This is a genomic window from Lentilactobacillus parakefiri, assembly GCF_002157585.1.
GTDB classification, from domain to species: Bacteria; Bacillota; Bacilli; order Lactobacillales; family Lactobacillaceae; genus Lentilactobacillus; species Lentilactobacillus parakefiri.
Genome location: NZ_BDGB01000109.1, coordinates 1 through 16,656, shown reverse-complemented (window position 1 = coordinate 16,656; position 16,656 = coordinate 1). Strand labels below are relative to the sequence as shown.

The window sequence follows — 16,656 nt, the reverse complement described above, 5'->3', positions numbered from 1 at the left end:
GTTGGGCAGCTGATTCGCCTTGCTTATATCGGTTGATAATGTTTTGTTTGAATTCTTTGTCGTAACGAGTTGGCATGTAAAAATTCCTTCCTTTTGAGAGACGATTTATTCATTATACGCTCTCTTAAAAGTTGTCTCAGGAATCAGCTTACATCCAGTTAGTAGGAAAGAATACTTTTCTTCAAGTAGATGATACGCTTTTTAAACATATAAAAAACGCGTTAAGTAGTAGAGATAATGTTAACATTTTTAAAAACAATGTTCACTCAACTTTTACTGTAAATGGTTTACAAGTATCTAATGGATTAAATTTAATAATTGGGCATCGTGGTAGTGGCAAAACACATTTTCTTGATACTATAGAAAAAGAATATCCAGAAGATATATATCGAATATCTCAGTTTGAAAGTACAAAACAGGATGACTTTTTAAAACACGAGCAATCTGAACGAGAAAACCATGCTTTAGCAACATGGTGTGATCAAAATTCTCTAAAAATAAATGAAATTAAAGATTATGTGAATAGTTCTCAACTTAAAAGTGTTTCTGATTATCTAAAGGAACTAAATCAATACGCAACTGATTTTGTTAAAAGCAAATCAAAAAGTAAAATCAAGCTATTTAGTCAATCCAACTTTGATATACCAAACTTGGATTGGATTGAGGAAATACTTCGATCCATAAAAAAAATATGGAGTTCTAACCAATTGTGGGCATATATAGATAATTCACAAATTTATAAAAATAATTTATGTAATTTATATTCTGCAATTCGGGTAAAATACTTAAAGCAAATGAAGTTACGATCTATATATATAGCAGTTAATAAATCTCTAACTTCTATAAAGGATTTTGTTTCACATCAAACAGGTCAGAGAACATTACCTGAATTTGATTTTTTAACAAAAATGAGAAGAATTGTCCAAGAGGAAAAGATAAATGAATGGATGAGTAGCTTCCAGCCCCTAGATATTGCTAATAAAAATTTACTGGGATATAAAATAATTACAACTATTGCACCTTACAAAAGTGCAAGTGAATTCAAAGATATTACAAAAACTAAAGTAGCGGTTGCCGATATTATTGACAAGTATAAGAAAAAAAAATTCACAGATTATTTAATAGCATTAAGTGAAAAAAATCTGTTCGTGCCTAAAGATATTGTAAATTATTTATTTTACAGAAAAACAAAAATATTAAATGAGAATGGAATGGAAGCTTCTGGTGGACAAGCCGTAGCATTAGCCTTAACTCTCAGTCTAGAAGACTCTACATCAAAAGACATTATTTTAATTGATGAACCCGAAGCATCACTAGACAATGACTTCATTAAAAATAAACTAGTACCAACAATAAAAAAATTAGGAAAAGAAAAAACGGTGTTTGTTGTTACACATAACTCCACATTAGGATCTATGCTACTACCTGACTATTTAATTTTAACTAAATGTGAACAAAAGAAGTTTGAAATCTTTTCAGGAGATTACTCTTCTAAGGAATTAACTAATTTAGTTGGCAAAAAGTACAATAGCTTTGATTCTTTTTTAGATGCTATGGAAGCTGGAGAAGACGCTTTTTCAGAAAAGAAGGAACATTATGAATATCTTAAGAATCAATGATGGAACACCTTATTTGTGTAAAGATAAATCTGAAAAATATTCTGTTTGCAAGCTTACTCGTGAGCAACTTGTAGGATTATTTATGAATGTCTATGAAGACTCTGAATATTATGATTTTAATGTTAATGATCTTGAAAATATTAAGAACCCTGTAGAAAAAGAAATAACCAAGCAATTAATGGATAAAATAAAAGAATTTTCGGATAACTCTGAAGATTTAAAAAAACAATTTGATGGTAAATTCCCAGAACTATCATAAATGGCAATAAGTTTTTAAAGAGCCCCTCTTCATATTAGTTAATAACTCGTCACGGTGATAGCTTATGAATAATCTAACTAAGTTTAAAAATCGATTTTAAGTTATTAATAAGCTATCAACAAAACACAATCTCTTCGTGTTCTAAAAAACGCAAGTTTATTATCTCTTCCATGATAAAAACTGTTTTCACATCAATTTTTTATTACGAAAGCCTGACATAGGAACAGTTTCGCTATCCTTGCCTCACCTTTTTTAATGGTGGGGTGTTTTTTAATGGACAAAAGTTCAATTTTTAAAATTAAATTATATCAGTAGGGTTCAGAGTAAAAATCGTCTACTATCAAGGTGTTTCAAAGCAAGCAGTACACAGTTTACGCCACTCCAAAAAGAACTGGAGTTTGACATATTGAGGTTGAAAATCACCTTTATATATCTAGTATTTTGTGTGCCATAGTACCCATTATATTTATTTAGAGCCTGTTTTAAATTTTACTTTTTAATCAATAAGGCCACCGAAATGTATTTTCCCTTCAAAGACATCAAACAGTTTCCTATCTTTTTAGCTGTTTATCTTTTTCAGCTTTATTCTATCCCAGCTATATTAAATTATGAAGCCTAAACGCTAATCTGTTCGCGTATAATAAACTAGTGAGTAATTTAAAGGTGGGGGAAGGAATGTTTTTATGTTGGAACTGTCGTTTGAAAAAGAAGTTGTTAAAACCTTAACGACCGGAAGTAATCAATGGGTGGAACGAAAAGACCTATATGGTGCGACGCCGGATCAATTATGGGCTAATTTTCGTGATAAATTAAATAACAATAACTATGCTAAATTGCAGGGACACCCTTTAACTGATACCGAATTTAATCAGGTTAAACGGGCGATTGAGGTCCGGACACCTTACGAAGCAGCTAAGTTACTAGCCGCCGAAAATGGCATTGGCAAAGTGGAAGTTGAACGTGATGATGCTAAGCTGGGCACGGTGACGCTTGAGTTGTTTTGGAAAGCGGACGTCGCTGGTGGTAAATCTAGTTATGAAGTGGTACGGCAAGCGGTACGACCACGGCTAGCTGGTACTCAAGACGTCGACCCTGATCGCCGGTTTGACGTAACCTTATTAATTAATGGGTTACCCTTAATTCAATTGGAACTAAAAAAAGCCACGGTCGAACTTAACCAGGCTTTTAATCAAATTGAAAAATACGCACAGGAAGGTAAATATACGGGAATTTACTCGCTGCTGCAAATGTTTGTGATTATGACGCCGGATAGTACGGCGTATTTTGCGAATGCCGAACCGGATCATTTCAATAAAGCTTTTTTGTTTAATTGGCGGACGCGGGATAATCACCCCGTGGAAAACGGCTTAGCGTTCACGCGCCAAGTTCTTAATATTCCCATGGCTCACAAAATGGTCAGTGAATATACGGTCATCGACCAAGAACGGCAAAGCCTAATTCTCTTACGGCCTTACCAGATTTATGCGATTGAAGCCGTGATGCACCGGATTCACGACCATCAAGATGGCTTTGTTTGGCATACCACGGGTTCTGGTAAAACACTCACCTCATATAAAACCGCTAAATTAGCTGCGCAAGATCCCGGTGTCGATAAGGTCATCTTTTTAGTTGACCGGCGGGATTTAGACGAACAGACAACTAGCAACTTTAGTGCCTATGCCGCCAATGATGATATTGCCATTAACGAAGCCCAAAACACCGGTGATTTAATGCGTAAATTGCAACAAAATGACGGTAAGGTCTTGGTCACCTCGATTCAAAAGCTTCATCGGGCGGTCAAAAAAACGCAAGTCCAGCTGGCAACCGGTAAGCAATCCCGCTTTAGTAAGACTTTAAAGCAACGGGTGATCTTCTTTGTTGATGAAGCCCACCGGTCGCAATTTGGTAAGATGCAAAAGGAAATTCGGGCAGCGTTTGTCAATAGTAATTGGTATGGTTACACCGGCACCCCCATCTTTAATGAAAATAAGAAACAGCTCAAGGGTGATCTAGCGGTCACAACTGAGGAGCTATTTGGTAAAGTCTGTCACGTTTATAACTTGCGAGATGCCTTAGAGGACCAAGCCGTGTTACCGTTTAACGTCGAACATGTAACAACAATTGGCAAAAATACGTTAATAACCCGGGCCCGCGAAAAAGAAATTCAGCGCGTCAAAGCGCGTCGTGATAAGCAAGGCCGCCTGCTGAGTACGGCTGATAAAGCGAAAATTAAAGCCAAGATTCAGGCGATGTCAGTCAAGGACTTGGAAGAAACGTATTTAACTCCGGCTGACTTTGAGACTGATGAACATATCCAACAAGTTGTTCAATATATTTTACAAACAGGCCCACGTAAAACCAGCTTGGGGCATGGCAACTACAATGCGATTTTAACCACCAGCTCCATTGAAATGGCGCAACGCTATTATCAAGCCTTTAAAGCCGCGAAAAAGACTACTCACAATCAGCTAGATCCTGATTGGCCCCGAATTGCGATTACTTATTCATTAAGTGAAAACGAAGATCAGAGTGCGCACAAACATGACCAAATGGCCACCATTTTAAAGGATTATAATCAGCAGTATCACACTAATTTTGATTTAGCCGATTTGAATCTCTATAACGAAGATGTCGCAAAACGGGCTGCCCGGCGTGAGGCGGTCTTTGCTCATTTGCAACCCGATCAGGAAATTAATTTAGTGATTGTGGTGCGACGGTTATTAACAGGTTTTGATGCCCCTCGGCTAAACACGCTCTTTGTTGACCGCACCTTAGCTTATCAAGAACTTATTCAAGCCTACTCACGCACCAACCGGCTCCAAAACCGGGAATTAAAACAAGAAGGCCAAATTGTGACCTTTCGGGTGCCGGCAATCATGGAAGCGAATGAACGTGAAGCTTATAAGTTATATAGTGGCGAAGGCTCTTTTAATGTCATCATTCGTCCCACTTATCAGCAGGCCGTCTTAAAATTTCAAAAGTCTGTGGTGGATTTAAAAGCCATTGCTCCAACGCCGACGGCTGCCGATGACCTTAAAGGAACTACTGCCAAGGTACAGTTTGTGAAAGCCTTTCGCCAAGTGAATCAACAATTGAATTCCTTATCGATGTACAACGATTTCACTTGGGAAAACAGTGAAAAGGCCTTTGGTATCGCTCAGCCCGAAGTAGAATCCTATACGGGTAAATATCTGCGGATTAAAGCGGCGGTTACTAACCAAGAGCCTGAGAAAGTCCCCGAAGAGTTGGCCGCTTTAGACTTTTCCTTAGCCGTTGGTTCAGTCGTCTTGGTGGATTATGATTATTTGACGCAATTAATTCAAGATTGGATTGATGAACAGCAACGGTACTCGACGCCTGATCAAGCCCAAGCGCATATGACGGATTATCTGCAAAATAGTGCCAAAGTACAGGCTAGTTTGAATAAATTAGCGGAAACGCAACCGCAACAGGCTCAATTAATTCGCGAAGCCATGCCCTATATTGAGCAACAAATGCAACAGTCTCAGCAACAGAGCACCCCAAATCAAGCGCCAGTAGCGTTGAATGCTCGGGAGTTGGTGGCTGATTACGCCCAGAAACAATTGGTCAAAAAAACGACGACCTTTGCCCATACGTGGGGCTTAGATCAAGCAGCCCTATTACGGGTGGCGCGTGAACACACCGTGGGGACTGATGAATGGCACCATGAACAAGAATTAACGCAGTCAGCGGATTTAGCAGCGGCCTTACAAGCTCAAACTGCCGCTGGGCCGAAGATTCCAGCTATTTTGCCACTATACCGGATTAAGTCCCAGGCCGCTTGGCGGCAGTTTATTGAACACGATTTAGCAATTTATCTACAAAAATAAGTGAGGTTAAACAATGTCAGAAAAAACAACGCAAGCTAGTCAACTTGAAAGCGCCCTATGGAATGCGGCCGATGTCTTACGGGGGAAAATGGACGCTTCTGAATATAAAAATTATTTATTGGGGTTAATTTTTTATCGGTTTCTATCTGAGAAAACCTTAACGACCTTTAGTGGATGGGCGGGTGAAACCGAAAATGTCACTCAGAAATATGCTCAATATATGGATCCTCAGTTTGAATTGGAAGGCGTCTCGGTGCAGCCCAGTTTAGTGGAGTATTTGCAAAACACGCTCGGCTATTTAATTCAACCACAAGCGTTGTACACCACCCTGATTGGCAAGATTCAAGCCCATACTTTTGCGTTAGACGATTTATCTCAAGCACTTCATGATCTGGAACAGTCGACACAAAATCTATCTTCAGCGCAAGACTTTTCGGGCTTGTTTGCCGATGTGGATTTAAGTAGTAATAAATTAGGCAGTTCTTTACAACAACGGAACCAAACTATTAGTGATACTATGTTAGCTTTAAATGCGATTGATCTTATCCATCATCAAGGCGACGTCCTAGGTGACGCCTATGAATACTTAATCGCGCAATTTGCCAGTGATTCCGGTAAAAAAGCGGGTGAATTTTATACCCCGCGGCAGGTGTCCGACATTATTGCCCAGATTGTGACCTATCAGCGCAATGCGGGTGATAACCAAGTGCGGACTATCTATGATCCAGCAGTTGGTTCTGGTTCGCTGCTGTTAAATGTCGGACAACACGTGCAAGAACCTGGTTTAGTGAGTTATCACGGCCAAGAACTGAACACCACGACCTTTAACCTGGCCCGAATGAATTTAATGTTACATGGGGTCTCGTATGATGATATGCACTTACGCAATGGTGATACGTTAAGTAAAGATTGGCCGGTTGACGAACCTTACTTATTTGATGCGGTCGTTATGAACCCGCCCTACTCGGCGCACTGGGATAACAGTGACAAACGCTTGTCTGATCCCCGTTTCCGCGACTATGGCGTCTTACCACCTAAATCTAAAGCCGACTTTGCCTTTCTGCTACACGGCTTTTATCATTTGCAGGAACACGGGACTATGGGCATTGTCTTACCCCATGGCGTGTTATTTCGGGGTGCTAAAGAAGGCAAGATTCGCCAAAAGCTCCTGTTAGATAACCGGATTGATGCCATTGTTGGGCTACCCGCTAACATTTTTCATTCCACTAGTATTCCAACGTTAATCATGATTTTAAAGAAACACAAAACCACTGACGACGTCTTGTTTATTGATGCGTCCCGGGAATTTGAAAAGGACAAGAATCAAAATAAGCTAACGGCAGCGAATATTCAAAAAATTGTGACCACTTATCAAAACCGGCAAGATGTCGATAAATATGCCCATGTGGCCTCACCGGCAGAAATCAAGGAGAATGACTACAACTTAAATATTCCGCGCTACGTTGATACATTTGAACCGGAACCCGAGATTGATCTGAGCCAGGTCAAAGCTGATCTAAAGCAACTGGACGAGGAAATCAGTCAGAATGAACAAGCCTTTAATGAATTAGCTAGCCAGTTAGTGACCACCCAGGTTAATGATCAGTCAAAACCGGAGGCTCACAATGAAAGATAACCAAGCTAAATATCCGCAATTAAGATTTAAAGGTTTCACTGATCCTTGGGAAGAGAGTAAGTTGGGGGATACTTTGACAGAATTAAAAAGTGGTCTATCCAGAATGCTATCTAACAACGATATTGGACTTCCTGTGGTTAGAGCTAATAATATAAATGATGGCCAATTTAATATAGATTCTGACGTTAAATATTGGTATGTCAATGATCCTCAAGGAGCTAATACTGTAAATTATCTAATTAGAAAGAACGATATATTAATTAATTTTATAAATAGCGAAGCAAAAATGGGAACTGCAACAATTGTTGAAAACACGCCTATTCGAGATACTATTTACACAACTAATATTCTTCGAGCACGTCTCAAAAAAGAATACGACTCTTATTATTGGTTTGCATTGACTCAAATCAATCAATATAAAATAAATATAAAAATAATAACCAAACCAGCTGTTAATCAAGCCAGTTTTACAACAGTCGATTTTAAAAAATTAAATTTTATGTTTCCTAACTTAAAAGAACAACAAAAAATTGGTTCATTTTTCAAACAATTAGATGACACTATCGCTCTTCATCAGCGTAAGTTAGCTAAGCTTAAGGAACTTAAACAGGGCTATTTGCAGAAATTGTTCCCCAGAAATGGTAGCAAGTTCCCGCAATTAAGATTTGCAGGGTTTGCTGACGCTTGGGAGCAGCGTAAGTTGGGAGAATTATTTAAGCCATCAAGAAATAAAAATAATAACGATCTATATAATCAAAAAGATATTTTAGCAGCTTCGTTGGGTACGGAGTTGATTCCGAAAAGAACATTTTTTGGTCTGAAATCAACCAAGGAATCTGTAAAAAATTATCGTGTAGTTAAACATGGCGATCTAATTTATACAAAATCTCCAATAAAAGGATTTCCAAACGGAATCGTTCGAACAAACAAAGGTAATGTGGGAATTGTTCCTTCGCTCTACTGTGTTTATCAAGCGCAAAAAGAAATCAATACCAGTATTATTCAATTGTATTTTGAAGACAAAAATAGATTAGATTTTTATTTGTTTCCACTTGTAAATGTTGGGGCACGAAACAATGTTAACATTACAGATTTAGAATTTTTAGAAGGAATAATCAAAGTTCCTAAATCAATCGAAGAGCAAAAGAAAATTGTTGACTTCATAGAACATTTTAATAAAGCCATCACTCTTCATCAGCGTAAGCTTGAAAAACTCCAAGAACTTAAAAAAGGGTATCTGCAAAAGATGTTTTGCTGATTCTTAATTTGATCAAATTTAGGATCCTATGAAACCCCATGACTTAATTTTTATTGTGCTTGGTCAACACTTAATTCACCTGTATAATGGATTACGCAGGAAGTTTTAAGGGCGGTGGCTGTCTTTTCCCTTGCGAGGTGAGGCCCATGGGAACATGGAATAATCTTCAGGAAGGTTTCACAGTCAATGAGCGTCTTCCAGACACTCTCGTTGATGTTGCTGTTTGGCACGTTTTTAATCGCGCTACTCAGCTATATCGACAAGCACCACAAATAAAAAAGCCGCCCTGCGTAACTTTGGTAGGTTACAGGGTAGCTTAATGCTGTCTTATTAACTTCGCCACCGCCTTTGAAGCGGCTTGCATGGGAAGTCCTGTCTTCAGCAGGGCTTCCTTTTTCTATTACATTATAGCATGCCCTTTAAAAACTGGCTAACGTTTTAAACTTTGATCAAGTTTGGATTCGGGTTGTTTGATTCCTGGATTCTGTTCAGCAAATGCTTGCAGCTGTTTTTGAGTTCGCTTACTGATTTTCTGGTGTACATCATTTAATTTATTTTTTAGTTCTGATTTTTGTTGTGGATTCGTTGCTTGCTGAACTTGTTGTTGCAAGCTTTGATAGGACTTATTCAGTGACTGGGCTGCTAGCTTTTTTAGATCATGCTCAGGCTCTTTTTGGGCTTCTTGTAAGCCTAATTGTTTGGTTAAGCCATCGCTAAGTTCAATCACTTTGTTGCTCACTTGCTGGATCTCACTTAAAGCACTATGGATCACGGCTTTATCTTTAGCCCAGGTGGCCACGTAACCGAGTGAGTAGTTGCTGGTATCAACGCCAATATTTTGCATGGCAACATATGCGACCGCTTCGGCTTGCGTTTCTTGATAGGCTCGCGGGCGATCTTTAAAGGCTGATTTTAGGCCGTGTAGCTGGCTATGCGCATATTCGTGGTATAACGTCTTTAGTTTCAAAGCATTGTCGGGCTCATCGCCACCAATGACGATTTCATTAGTGCTGGGTTGAAAATACCCCTTAGCCCCATTTAGCGTCGCTAAAGGCACTTCACTGACTTTAAGGTCGGTTTGCTGGTTTAAATAATCTTTGAACGCGTTATATAAGCTTGTCACATTCTGATGATCGGTCAAATTTTCTTTGACAAAGTCTTTAGCACTTAACACTGGCTCACCGCTAGTTTGTGCCACATCAAAGACGGGTAGATAGCGATAACCGACAATGGCGCGCTCATCGGTGGTATCAAGATGCTTCTGCTCGGCTGGTGTTAGCTTCTTAATGATCGGAGCCGCAATCCGAATCGCTTTTGCGCCTCGTTTGACGGTGCGGTTAAAAGCCTTCTGCCATTGCTTAAAACCGGCGACTTGAGTGGCTTGAGGATTTTGCGCATAAATTAAATCAATGTTTCTGGCGCTATAACGATGAAATTTAGCCAGGGTATTGAGATACTTTTTAAATTGGTCACTATCAGTTAATTTTAGGATTTGCTGTTCAGCCTGGGCGACTAATTGTGCTTTCCAAGCCTTAACATCTGCTTTATTTGGCATAAGTTACCCCTCCTCATCTTCAAAAATATCATTCAATGTTGGCAATGATCTTATTTGAATCGGGGTCGTGCCATAAAGGGCAACGTAACCGTCAGACAATTTTTGCCAGGCTACTTGATAATAAGCGCCGTCACCAGTGATTTCTTTTAAATACTTGTAGGCTCCTTTAGTCTGCAAAACCGGTAATTCACTCCCAATGACTGCTAATTTATTATCCATTTTATGATCTCCTTTGCTTTGCTAATCTCACCCGTTGTTTAGGTTTACTTTTAGCTTTATAAAAGTGAACCTAAATGACGGGTTCACCAACCGGAACAACGTGAAGGGCGGTAGGCAGGTTCTAATCAAAATCAAAACTTAATTTATGGCCGTCAAGCTTTAACTTGGCGTCAAACGACTTCCCCTTTTTGCTCTTGAAACCCTTTAGTTTGCTGGTTTCCCCTTTGGTGACCAGTGCTTTGATCGCGGTCTTCCCGAGGGTCTTACTGCTCCATTTCTTGGGCAGGGTAAAGTCTTCGCCTTGCTTGGGTTTCACAATGTAAAACTTTTGTTTATTTATGACAGTTACTTGTGGTGTTTCTAAGAACACCTCGGCAACTTTTTGCGCTTGCTGTTGATGATCAATTTGTTGTTTAATGGCTGCACTGCCAGTTAATTGCGTGGGAACATCAGCGATCAACTTTGCCACGAACTTTTTGATTTGGCTCAAAAAATTATCCTGAGTGCGTTCTTCGGTACTGATTTGCTGTAACGCTTGCTCCCATTTAGCTGTCATTTCTGGACTAGTTAGCAAGGGTTCGAGTTCGACTGCTTTACATAATGTGATCCCGGCTTCACTGACGTGCAGCTTATTTTTTTCAGTGACGAGATAGCCGCGTTTCTTTAACACTTCTAGCACATTGGCCCGGGTCGCACTTGTCCCAATGCCTTGCACGTCTTTGAGAATTGCTTGGGCTTCTTCATCATCAAGCGTTTTACCGGCCGTCTTCATGGCTGTGATTAATGTCCCTTCGGTAAACGGTACTGGTGGGGTCGTTTCTTTTTGCGGCGTTTGTAGATTTGCTTTAACCTGGTCACCCTGGTGAACGAGTGGTAAAGTGGCTGTTTCTTGCTGCTCGGCTTTGTGATCATCAAATAAAGCTTGCCAGCCTTGCTTAGTTGGGACCTTAACGGTTGCTTTAAAATTGGCGTCGCCAACCTGAGTGATAATGGTGGTTTCTTCGTACTCGTACGGGTCAGCAAACATCGCTAACGTCGTTTTTAAAACTAAGTCATAGACTTGTTGCTGTAATTTAGGTAAGCTGGCTAGTTTCTCTTTAGTCGTCACAACTTTAGTCATGATAATGGCGTAATGTTCTTCAACCTTTTTCCCATTGACGTAACGTTTATTTGGGGTTGTATTGGTTACAGCGACTTGCTTAGAGACTAAACCCAGATACTTCGTCAGATTAGCCACTAAGTACTCAAATTCTTCATCAGTGATATAAGCACAATCGGTGCGGGGGTAACTCAACAACTTGGCTTCATATAAACTTTGAATGGCTGCTAAGGTTTGGCTGGCGCTGGCGTGATAACGTTTATTCATGGCACTTTGCAGACTGGATAGTGAGAATAGTTGGGGACTAGCACGCTTTTTAGCCTGTTTTTGGACGTCCTTGATTAAACCGCCCTGTGAGCCTTTCTGAACGTGTTTAGCTTGCATGAATGTCATTAGCCCTGTTTCGTCTTTAAACCGCTGATAGGGGTCTAATTTTGCGACGAATTTTTGCTGATTGGCTAAAATTTCAGCATTTAGTTCAAAATAGGGTTCCGGCTTAAAGTTTTTGATTGCCTGGTCTCTTTGATAGACCATATACAAGGTTGGCGTCTGCACGCGACCAATTGAGTACACCCCACGCACCCCATTTTTCCTCAACAATAAAGTATATAAGGGACTACCATTCATACCGATCAACCAATCACTAATTTGCCGGGTTTGAGCTTCTTTATAAGCCAAATAGTCTTTGTGCCAATCACCAAGATTTTTGAATCCAGTAATAATCGCGTCTTTTTCCAAGCTATTCAACCATAGCCGCTTAATGGTCTTCTTTTTAACGTCAATCTGGGCTTGGTTCATGATTGACCATGCGATATTGGAGCCTTCCCGTCCGCTATCGGTGGCGACAATAATGGTATCAGCTTTCGTTAACAGGCCTTTAACGACCTTGAATTGTGCTTTTTTACTAGCTGACACTTCAAACTTGTATTTGTCGGGGAAAATCGGTAAATTAGATAAGGCCCATTGCTGGTATTTCTGATCGTATTTATCCGGTGTGGCCAGTTCAACTAAATGTCCGAGACCATATGTCACAAGCGTATTTTCGGGCAAAACAGGGTCACTAACCGTATAGTAACCCTGTTTTTTTGTGCTCTTTTGAAAGGCTTGAACGTATGAACGGGCTTGACTAGGTTTTTCAGCTAAGATAACAGTGGTCATGTTCGTTCACTCCTTATGATTCAGCTTTTGTTCTAATTCTGTTTTGCCTTGTTCAGCCGACTTTAACCATTCTTGCCGGCGTAATGCTTGTTGTTGCTCTATCGATTGTTGCTTCAAATATTGTTGATACCGGTTGATGGCTTTAAGATCTGCATAGGCTGACCAACGGAATAATAAGCCACCCAGCAGTAAAACTAAGGCCATTAGCGCAGTTTCTAAAAAATCGGTATGGTTCGCCGTGAAAAGCTCTTGGTATAAATCCATTAACATGAGGTAAATTCCCATTATATAGAAGACCATGCTAACTAAGTTATCAAAATAGTAAGACAGCTTAGTCCGCCGTGAAGGTGTTGTAAAAGGGTCGGTTCGCATATCTTTTTTGGCTTTTTCTAATAACCAGTGTGCGATTTTCTTCATAACTATATATCCTCCTAGTGGTTACGGAAATAATTTTGAACCATTCTCATGGCACCCATACCAGTACTTTTAGTCACACCGGTTGAAGCCCAAAAGTCTTTAACGGCGTCAGGTGTTTTGACCACCAGAAAACCGAATCCGATTGAAGCAATAAAAGCAATAAACCCGTATTTAGCCATATTAGTGAAACACCACACTGATAATGACATACAAAGCACCTGGCTAATAATGGAAGCATTGTAATAAATGTACTTCTTCCACCACGTACCACTATAATCAAAGCTTTCGGTCGCCATGCTCATTGCAGCTAAAGGAATTGTCAGGTTATACCACGCCATATCAGCCACAAACACACACATTTTGATAAAGAACACGACGGTTACGACAGTGAAGATTAGCAGAAACAAAATCTGTAAAGGTAGCGAAATGCCAACATCTTTTAACCCAGGAACTTTATTCATGCCGGTAATTGATTTAGCAGTGAACTGCTGATCAGAACTAAACATATACTTTAGCAGGGGCAAGGTAATTGAACCTTGAATAAAGCCCTGTAAGAACACGAAGACCGGGATCACGGCCGCTGATTTAATCCCGTCCATGATGATATTAGCCCAAGTAACATCGGTACTTTCATCTGCCTCTTTTAGAATTGTCATCACAATGCGGCCAAGGACGACCACAACGACTAACGATGTCGCAAAGGACAGGAAGATGGCATACCACGTTTTAACAACTGGCAAGCTTTGATTGGCTTGGTCAATGATTGCCTTACAGATGTTGAATAAACCATCTAACAAACCAGACAGTAGCCATTCGAAAAAATGTGAAATAGCTGATTGAATAATTTCTGTCATTTTAAAATCCTCCTTTGTCTATTTGGGAATGAGTGTGACCGTACCAGTATCACTTTTAGCTAGTGTGTTAATTGGTGTTAGTTTATATTTGTCTGACTGCTTTTTAATCTTAAACAAACGTGTTTCTGTGCTACCTGAAACACTATTTTTACCAATGAACTTAATTTGTTCATTGCCCTTGTTTTCAATCAACTTGTAAGTATAAACTTCGCTAAAGCCCGCTTGGGTAAGTGTTAAGTTGCTTTTTGAAAACTTTGCAGTAGCGGCCATACCATTATCTTTGCTAGAAGCAAATGTCCACTGATGGCTTTGCAAATCTTGTGCTGTAGACTTCCCACAAGCGGTAAGACCAACAACAATCAGTAACACCGTCATCACGGCGATTATATATTTCCGATATTTTTTCATTAATATGTCCTCCATTAGCCAAGTAAGTTGTTATCGTCGTCCTCTTCTGGCTCCTCTGTTTGACTATCTTTATTTGAAACCCTCTCTAAGTCACTGTCTAGGTTGTCCTGCTGTTGCTCCTCCTCTGTTTGAGACATCTTGTTTGCGGCGTTTTTTTGAGCAGTCTCCTTTAATTTTGCTTTCCATTTCTCTACTCTTTGATGAAAGTTGGTTTCCTGGCTGGCTTCTGGTTGGCCTTGATACTCATTCTGTGACAAGTTAACCAAATGATCAGCCCCTGGAAATAGTTTAAATTGGAACGCTTTTGTAGCTTTGACTGGTCGCGCATTGCTAAAGATTAATAAGCTCTGATCTTCGGGCATCCGCATAATTTCATCGGGTGTCATGAGTGAACGGCTCGTATAGCTATAACTATCGCTCTTGCTGTGGCTTTCTTCCTTGCTATGACTGGTACTCTCACTACCGGTTTCCACTTTCACGGTTGATTTTCCTAACAGATCACTAAAGTATTTAGCGGTCACATCATTAGCGGCATTCAAGCAAATTTTAACGGCATGATTACCTAAGATACTCTCGGCCTTATCCTTGCCATACAAGGCTTGTAGCTGGGTTAAGGTTTGACAAATGGTGGTGACACCAATGCCGTACCCTCGACACGTTGCTAAAAATTCTTCATACTTTGGGAATTTGCCTAAATTGACAAATTCATCAAGGATAAAGTCGACTTGGTGGGGCAATTTAGCGTGATGATCGGCGGCTAATTTGTATAATTCATCAAACAATTGCGAGAAAAACAGATTGATGAAGCTTTCATAGGTATTATCCATCACCGGAATAATCACATATAGCACAACTTTGGCTTTGCCAATCTCTTTTAAATCAAAATCCGAAAAGCTGGTAAAATCGGCCACTTCCTTGTCGACGAACTTCGAAATGGTCGCCAGCAAACTTTCAATAATACTAGCTTTCATTTCCCCTTTGGCTTTTTTGAAACCTAACTCATAAGCGCGTCTCGCTGGATCAGTCATGGTTAGATCAAGAAACAAGGTGTCTAGCGGACTATCTGCACCCTTTTCCTCGGCTTCAACGTCATTTTCTTGTAAGACCTGCGTTACGCCCGCCAAATTTCGTTGTTCTGGTGACCGGTGGTTCATGACAAACAGGATTAGTGCCTTCAAAAGTTGACGTTGGGTACTGAACCACACATCTTTTTTACCTTCGGCATTTTCACTCTGAACGATCTTGGTGGCGACGGTTTCGGCTTGAATATCGCGCTGAATATAATCAAAGGGATTGTAGCGGTCACTATGCGCCATGTTTGCAAAGTTGACGACATGCACTTGATAACCCTGGGCTAACTTAATACCGGCCGTCTTTTCGTATAATTCACCTTTCGGATCAGTTACGACAATGCTGTTCTCCGTTTCATTAAACAAGTTGGTAATGACGACTGACTGGGTCTTATACGATCCTGGGCCCCCAACCACAAAGATATTCCGGTTGGGTTTGGTGCTGTTATTCTGGTAAACAATCCGTTTATCCACGATCCCTAAAATTGTCCCATTCATGTTAATCTGCCCCCTTCGCTGACTTTTCTCGATCCACTAATGATTTGAGAATTTCTGCCTTGGTACTCTTGTTAAATGCTGTGGTGAGATCTTTGGCATTGATACTAAAATAATGGTCATTCAATTCTTTTAGATTACCCCAAGTCGCGCTCCCGTGGGTTTCAGTGTCCGCAGTTTCCCACGCTTTGTGCTTGCTATTTCGTTTCAAGGCAAAATAGATGGTGTATAGGATCACGGCGACACTGACAATAATTAGTACTGGGTTCTTTTGGCCCAAATACAAGTTGTAATAGTGCCAAGGGTGTAAGGCTAATTGTTTTAATACGGTTGGCATATGATCTGCAAATGCCAACTTATAGCGGGACAAGGCCATGACAGAGCCAGCTAAAATCTCCGCTAAATACAAGCCAATGATTAGCGTTAGTAGGTACGGCCAACTGGCTTTAACGCTGTTTAATAATTTGTCTTTCATCTAATCACCTACTATCTGTTTAATTCTTTGTTGGTTGGTGCCGGTGTACCGTTGCTTACCATGGATCAAGGTTGGGACTGACGTTAATTGATATTGCTGAATGTAGTGCCGATTCTGCGATTGATTCATGTTGGCAGATTGTAAAATTTAAGTTGAACATTTAAGTGGACAGAAAAATCCATCAAGGTCTTTAATGGTGTTACCACACAATCCATTAGAAAGAAGGACCTTGATGAGCACCACTATTTTATCATTCCAGAACCGTGTTGTCATTGAAACGCTT

14 protein-coding genes and 1 pseudogene are annotated in these 16,656 nt (G+C 40.1%); 6 read left to right on the top strand and 9 right to left on the bottom strand.

From position 1 onward, the window contains the following. Window positions 1-131: 131 nt before the first annotated feature. From LPKJCM_RS11310 to LPKJCM_RS13830, 6 genes are all read left to right on the top strand, one after another. Window positions 132-1,619: an AAA family ATPase gene (locus LPKJCM_RS11310; RefSeq protein ID WP_087069667.1), complete on the top strand. Its 1,488-nt coding sequence runs from the start codon at window positions 132-134 to the stop codon at window positions 1,617-1,619. Continuing rightward, window positions 1,597-1,878 (top strand): hypothetical protein, encoded by a 282-nt coding sequence (locus tag LPKJCM_RS11305; RefSeq protein WP_057961247.1) that lies wholly within the window; start codon window positions 1,597-1,599, stop codon window positions 1,876-1,878. Before LPKJCM_RS11310 ends, LPKJCM_RS11305 begins: the two co-directional genes overlap by 23 nt. A 683-nt stretch (window positions 1,879-2,561) precedes the next feature. After that, entirely contained in the window at window positions 2,562-5,729 is a 3,168-nt protein-coding gene (locus LPKJCM_RS11300; RefSeq protein ID WP_087069666.1) for a type I restriction endonuclease subunit R, read from the top strand. A 13-nt stretch (window positions 5,730-5,742) separates the two neighbouring features. Then, the gene (locus LPKJCM_RS11295) at window positions 5,743-7,365 is read left to right on the top strand and encodes a type I restriction-modification system subunit M (protein ID WP_087069665.1); all 1,623 of its coding nucleotides are present in this window, start codon (window positions 5,743-5,745) and stop codon (window positions 7,363-7,365) included. After that, on the top strand, window positions 7,355-8,623 hold the full coding sequence (locus LPKJCM_RS11290; RefSeq protein WP_225364195.1) for a restriction endonuclease subunit S: 1,269 nt from the start codon (window positions 7,355-7,357) through the stop codon (window positions 8,621-8,623). The genes LPKJCM_RS11295 and LPKJCM_RS11290 overlap by 11 nt, the downstream gene beginning before the upstream one ends. Before the next feature lie 186 nt (window positions 8,624-8,809). Continuing rightward, the gene (locus LPKJCM_RS13830) at window positions 8,810-8,899 is read left to right on the top strand and encodes a putative holin-like toxin (protein ID WP_021353390.1); all 90 of its coding nucleotides are present in this window, start codon (window positions 8,810-8,812) and stop codon (window positions 8,897-8,899) included. Window positions 8,900-9,053: 154 nt separating this feature from the next. On the opposite strand, the gene LPKJCM_RS11275 is transcribed toward LPKJCM_RS13830, so the two are convergent. From LPKJCM_RS11275 to LPKJCM_RS11235, 9 genes and pseudogenes are all read right to left on the bottom strand, one after another. Next, a complete protein-coding gene (locus LPKJCM_RS11275) occupies window positions 9,054-10,178 on the bottom strand; it encodes an ArdC-like ssDNA-binding domain-containing protein (RefSeq protein WP_087069662.1) in 1,125 nt (374 codons plus the stop codon). 3 nt (window positions 10,179-10,181) lie between these two features. Then, a complete protein-coding gene (locus LPKJCM_RS11270; protein ID WP_087069661.1) occupies window positions 10,182-10,397 on the bottom strand; it encodes a hypothetical protein in 216 nt (71 codons plus the stop codon). Between the two features lie 121 nt (window positions 10,398-10,518). Next, a complete protein-coding gene (locus LPKJCM_RS11265; RefSeq protein WP_087069660.1) occupies window positions 10,519-12,654 on the bottom strand; it encodes a type IA DNA topoisomerase in 2,136 nt (711 codons plus the stop codon). A gap of 6 nt (window positions 12,655-12,660) precedes the next feature. Then, window positions 12,661-13,071, bottom strand: coding sequence for a hypothetical protein (locus tag LPKJCM_RS11260; protein ID WP_087069659.1), 411 nt, complete (start codon window positions 13,069-13,071; stop codon window positions 12,661-12,663). A 14-nt stretch (window positions 13,072-13,085) separates the two neighbouring features. Next, entirely contained in the window at window positions 13,086-13,925 is an 840-nt protein-coding gene (locus tag LPKJCM_RS11255) for a conjugal transfer protein TrbL family protein (RefSeq protein ID WP_087069658.1), read from the bottom strand. A gap of 18 nt (window positions 13,926-13,943) precedes the next feature. Further along, window positions 13,944-14,333 carry a hypothetical protein gene (locus LPKJCM_RS11250; RefSeq protein WP_057961950.1) on the bottom strand — a complete coding sequence of 130 codons (390 nt, stop codon included), beginning with the start codon at window positions 14,331-14,333 and terminating at the stop codon, window positions 13,944-13,946. 14 nt (window positions 14,334-14,347) lie between these two features. Next, complete coding sequence (locus LPKJCM_RS11245; protein WP_087069657.1) at window positions 14,348-15,901, bottom strand: VirD4-like conjugal transfer protein, CD1115 family; 1,554 nt, start codon at window positions 15,899-15,901, stop codon at window positions 14,348-14,350. Between the two features lies 1 nt (window position 15,902). After that, entirely contained in the window at window positions 15,903-16,373 is a 471-nt protein-coding gene (locus tag LPKJCM_RS11240) for a hypothetical protein (protein WP_057962410.1), read from the bottom strand. Beyond that, a pseudogene (locus tag LPKJCM_RS11235) lies at window positions 16,374-16,505 on the bottom strand (thioredoxin); the annotation flags it as partial. Window positions 16,506-16,656 lie beyond the last annotated feature (151 nt).

Excerpts from the sequence above, each read along its gene's own strand:
- LPKJCM_RS11305 (WP_057961247.1), top strand. The coding sequence starts at position 1,597 with ATGAATATCTTAAGAATCAATGATGGAACACCTTATTTGTGTAAAGAT.
- LPKJCM_RS11300 (WP_087069666.1), top strand. The coding sequence starts at position 2,562 with ATGTTGGAACTGTCGTTTGAAAAAGAAGTTGTTAAAACCTTAACGACC.
- LPKJCM_RS11295 (WP_087069665.1), top strand. The coding sequence starts at position 5,743 with ATGTCAGAAAAAACAACGCAAGCTAGTCAACTTGAAAGCGCCCTATGG.
- LPKJCM_RS11290 (WP_225364195.1), top strand. The coding sequence starts at position 7,355 with ATGAAAGATAACCAAGCTAAATATCCGCAATTAAGATTTAAAGGTTTC.
- LPKJCM_RS13830 (WP_021353390.1), top strand. The coding sequence starts at position 8,810 with ATGAGCGTCTTCCAGACACTCTCGTTGATGTTGCTGTTTGGCACGTTT.
- LPKJCM_RS11275 (WP_087069662.1), bottom strand. The coding sequence starts at position 10,178 with ATGCCAAATAAAGCAGATGTTAAGGCTTGGAAAGCACAATTAGTCGCC.
- LPKJCM_RS11270 (WP_087069661.1), bottom strand. The coding sequence starts at position 10,397 with ATGGATAATAAATTAGCAGTCATTGGGAGTGAATTACCGGTTTTGCAG.
- LPKJCM_RS11265 (WP_087069660.1), bottom strand. The coding sequence starts at position 12,654 with ATGACCACTGTTATCTTAGCTGAAAAACCTAGTCAAGCCCGTTCATAC.
- LPKJCM_RS11260 (WP_087069659.1), bottom strand. The coding sequence starts at position 13,071 with ATGAAGAAAATCGCACACTGGTTATTAGAAAAAGCCAAAAAAGATATG.
- LPKJCM_RS11255 (WP_087069658.1), bottom strand. The coding sequence starts at position 13,925 with ATGACAGAAATTATTCAATCAGCTATTTCACATTTTTTCGAATGGCTA.
- LPKJCM_RS11250 (WP_057961950.1), bottom strand. The coding sequence starts at position 14,333 with ATGAAAAAATATCGGAAATATATAATCGCCGTGATGACGGTGTTACTG.
- LPKJCM_RS11245 (WP_087069657.1), bottom strand. The coding sequence starts at position 15,901 with ATGAATGGGACAATTTTAGGGATCGTGGATAAACGGATTGTTTACCAG.
- LPKJCM_RS11240 (WP_057962410.1), bottom strand. The coding sequence starts at position 16,373 with ATGAAAGACAAATTATTAAACAGCGTTAAAGCCAGTTGGCCGTACCTA.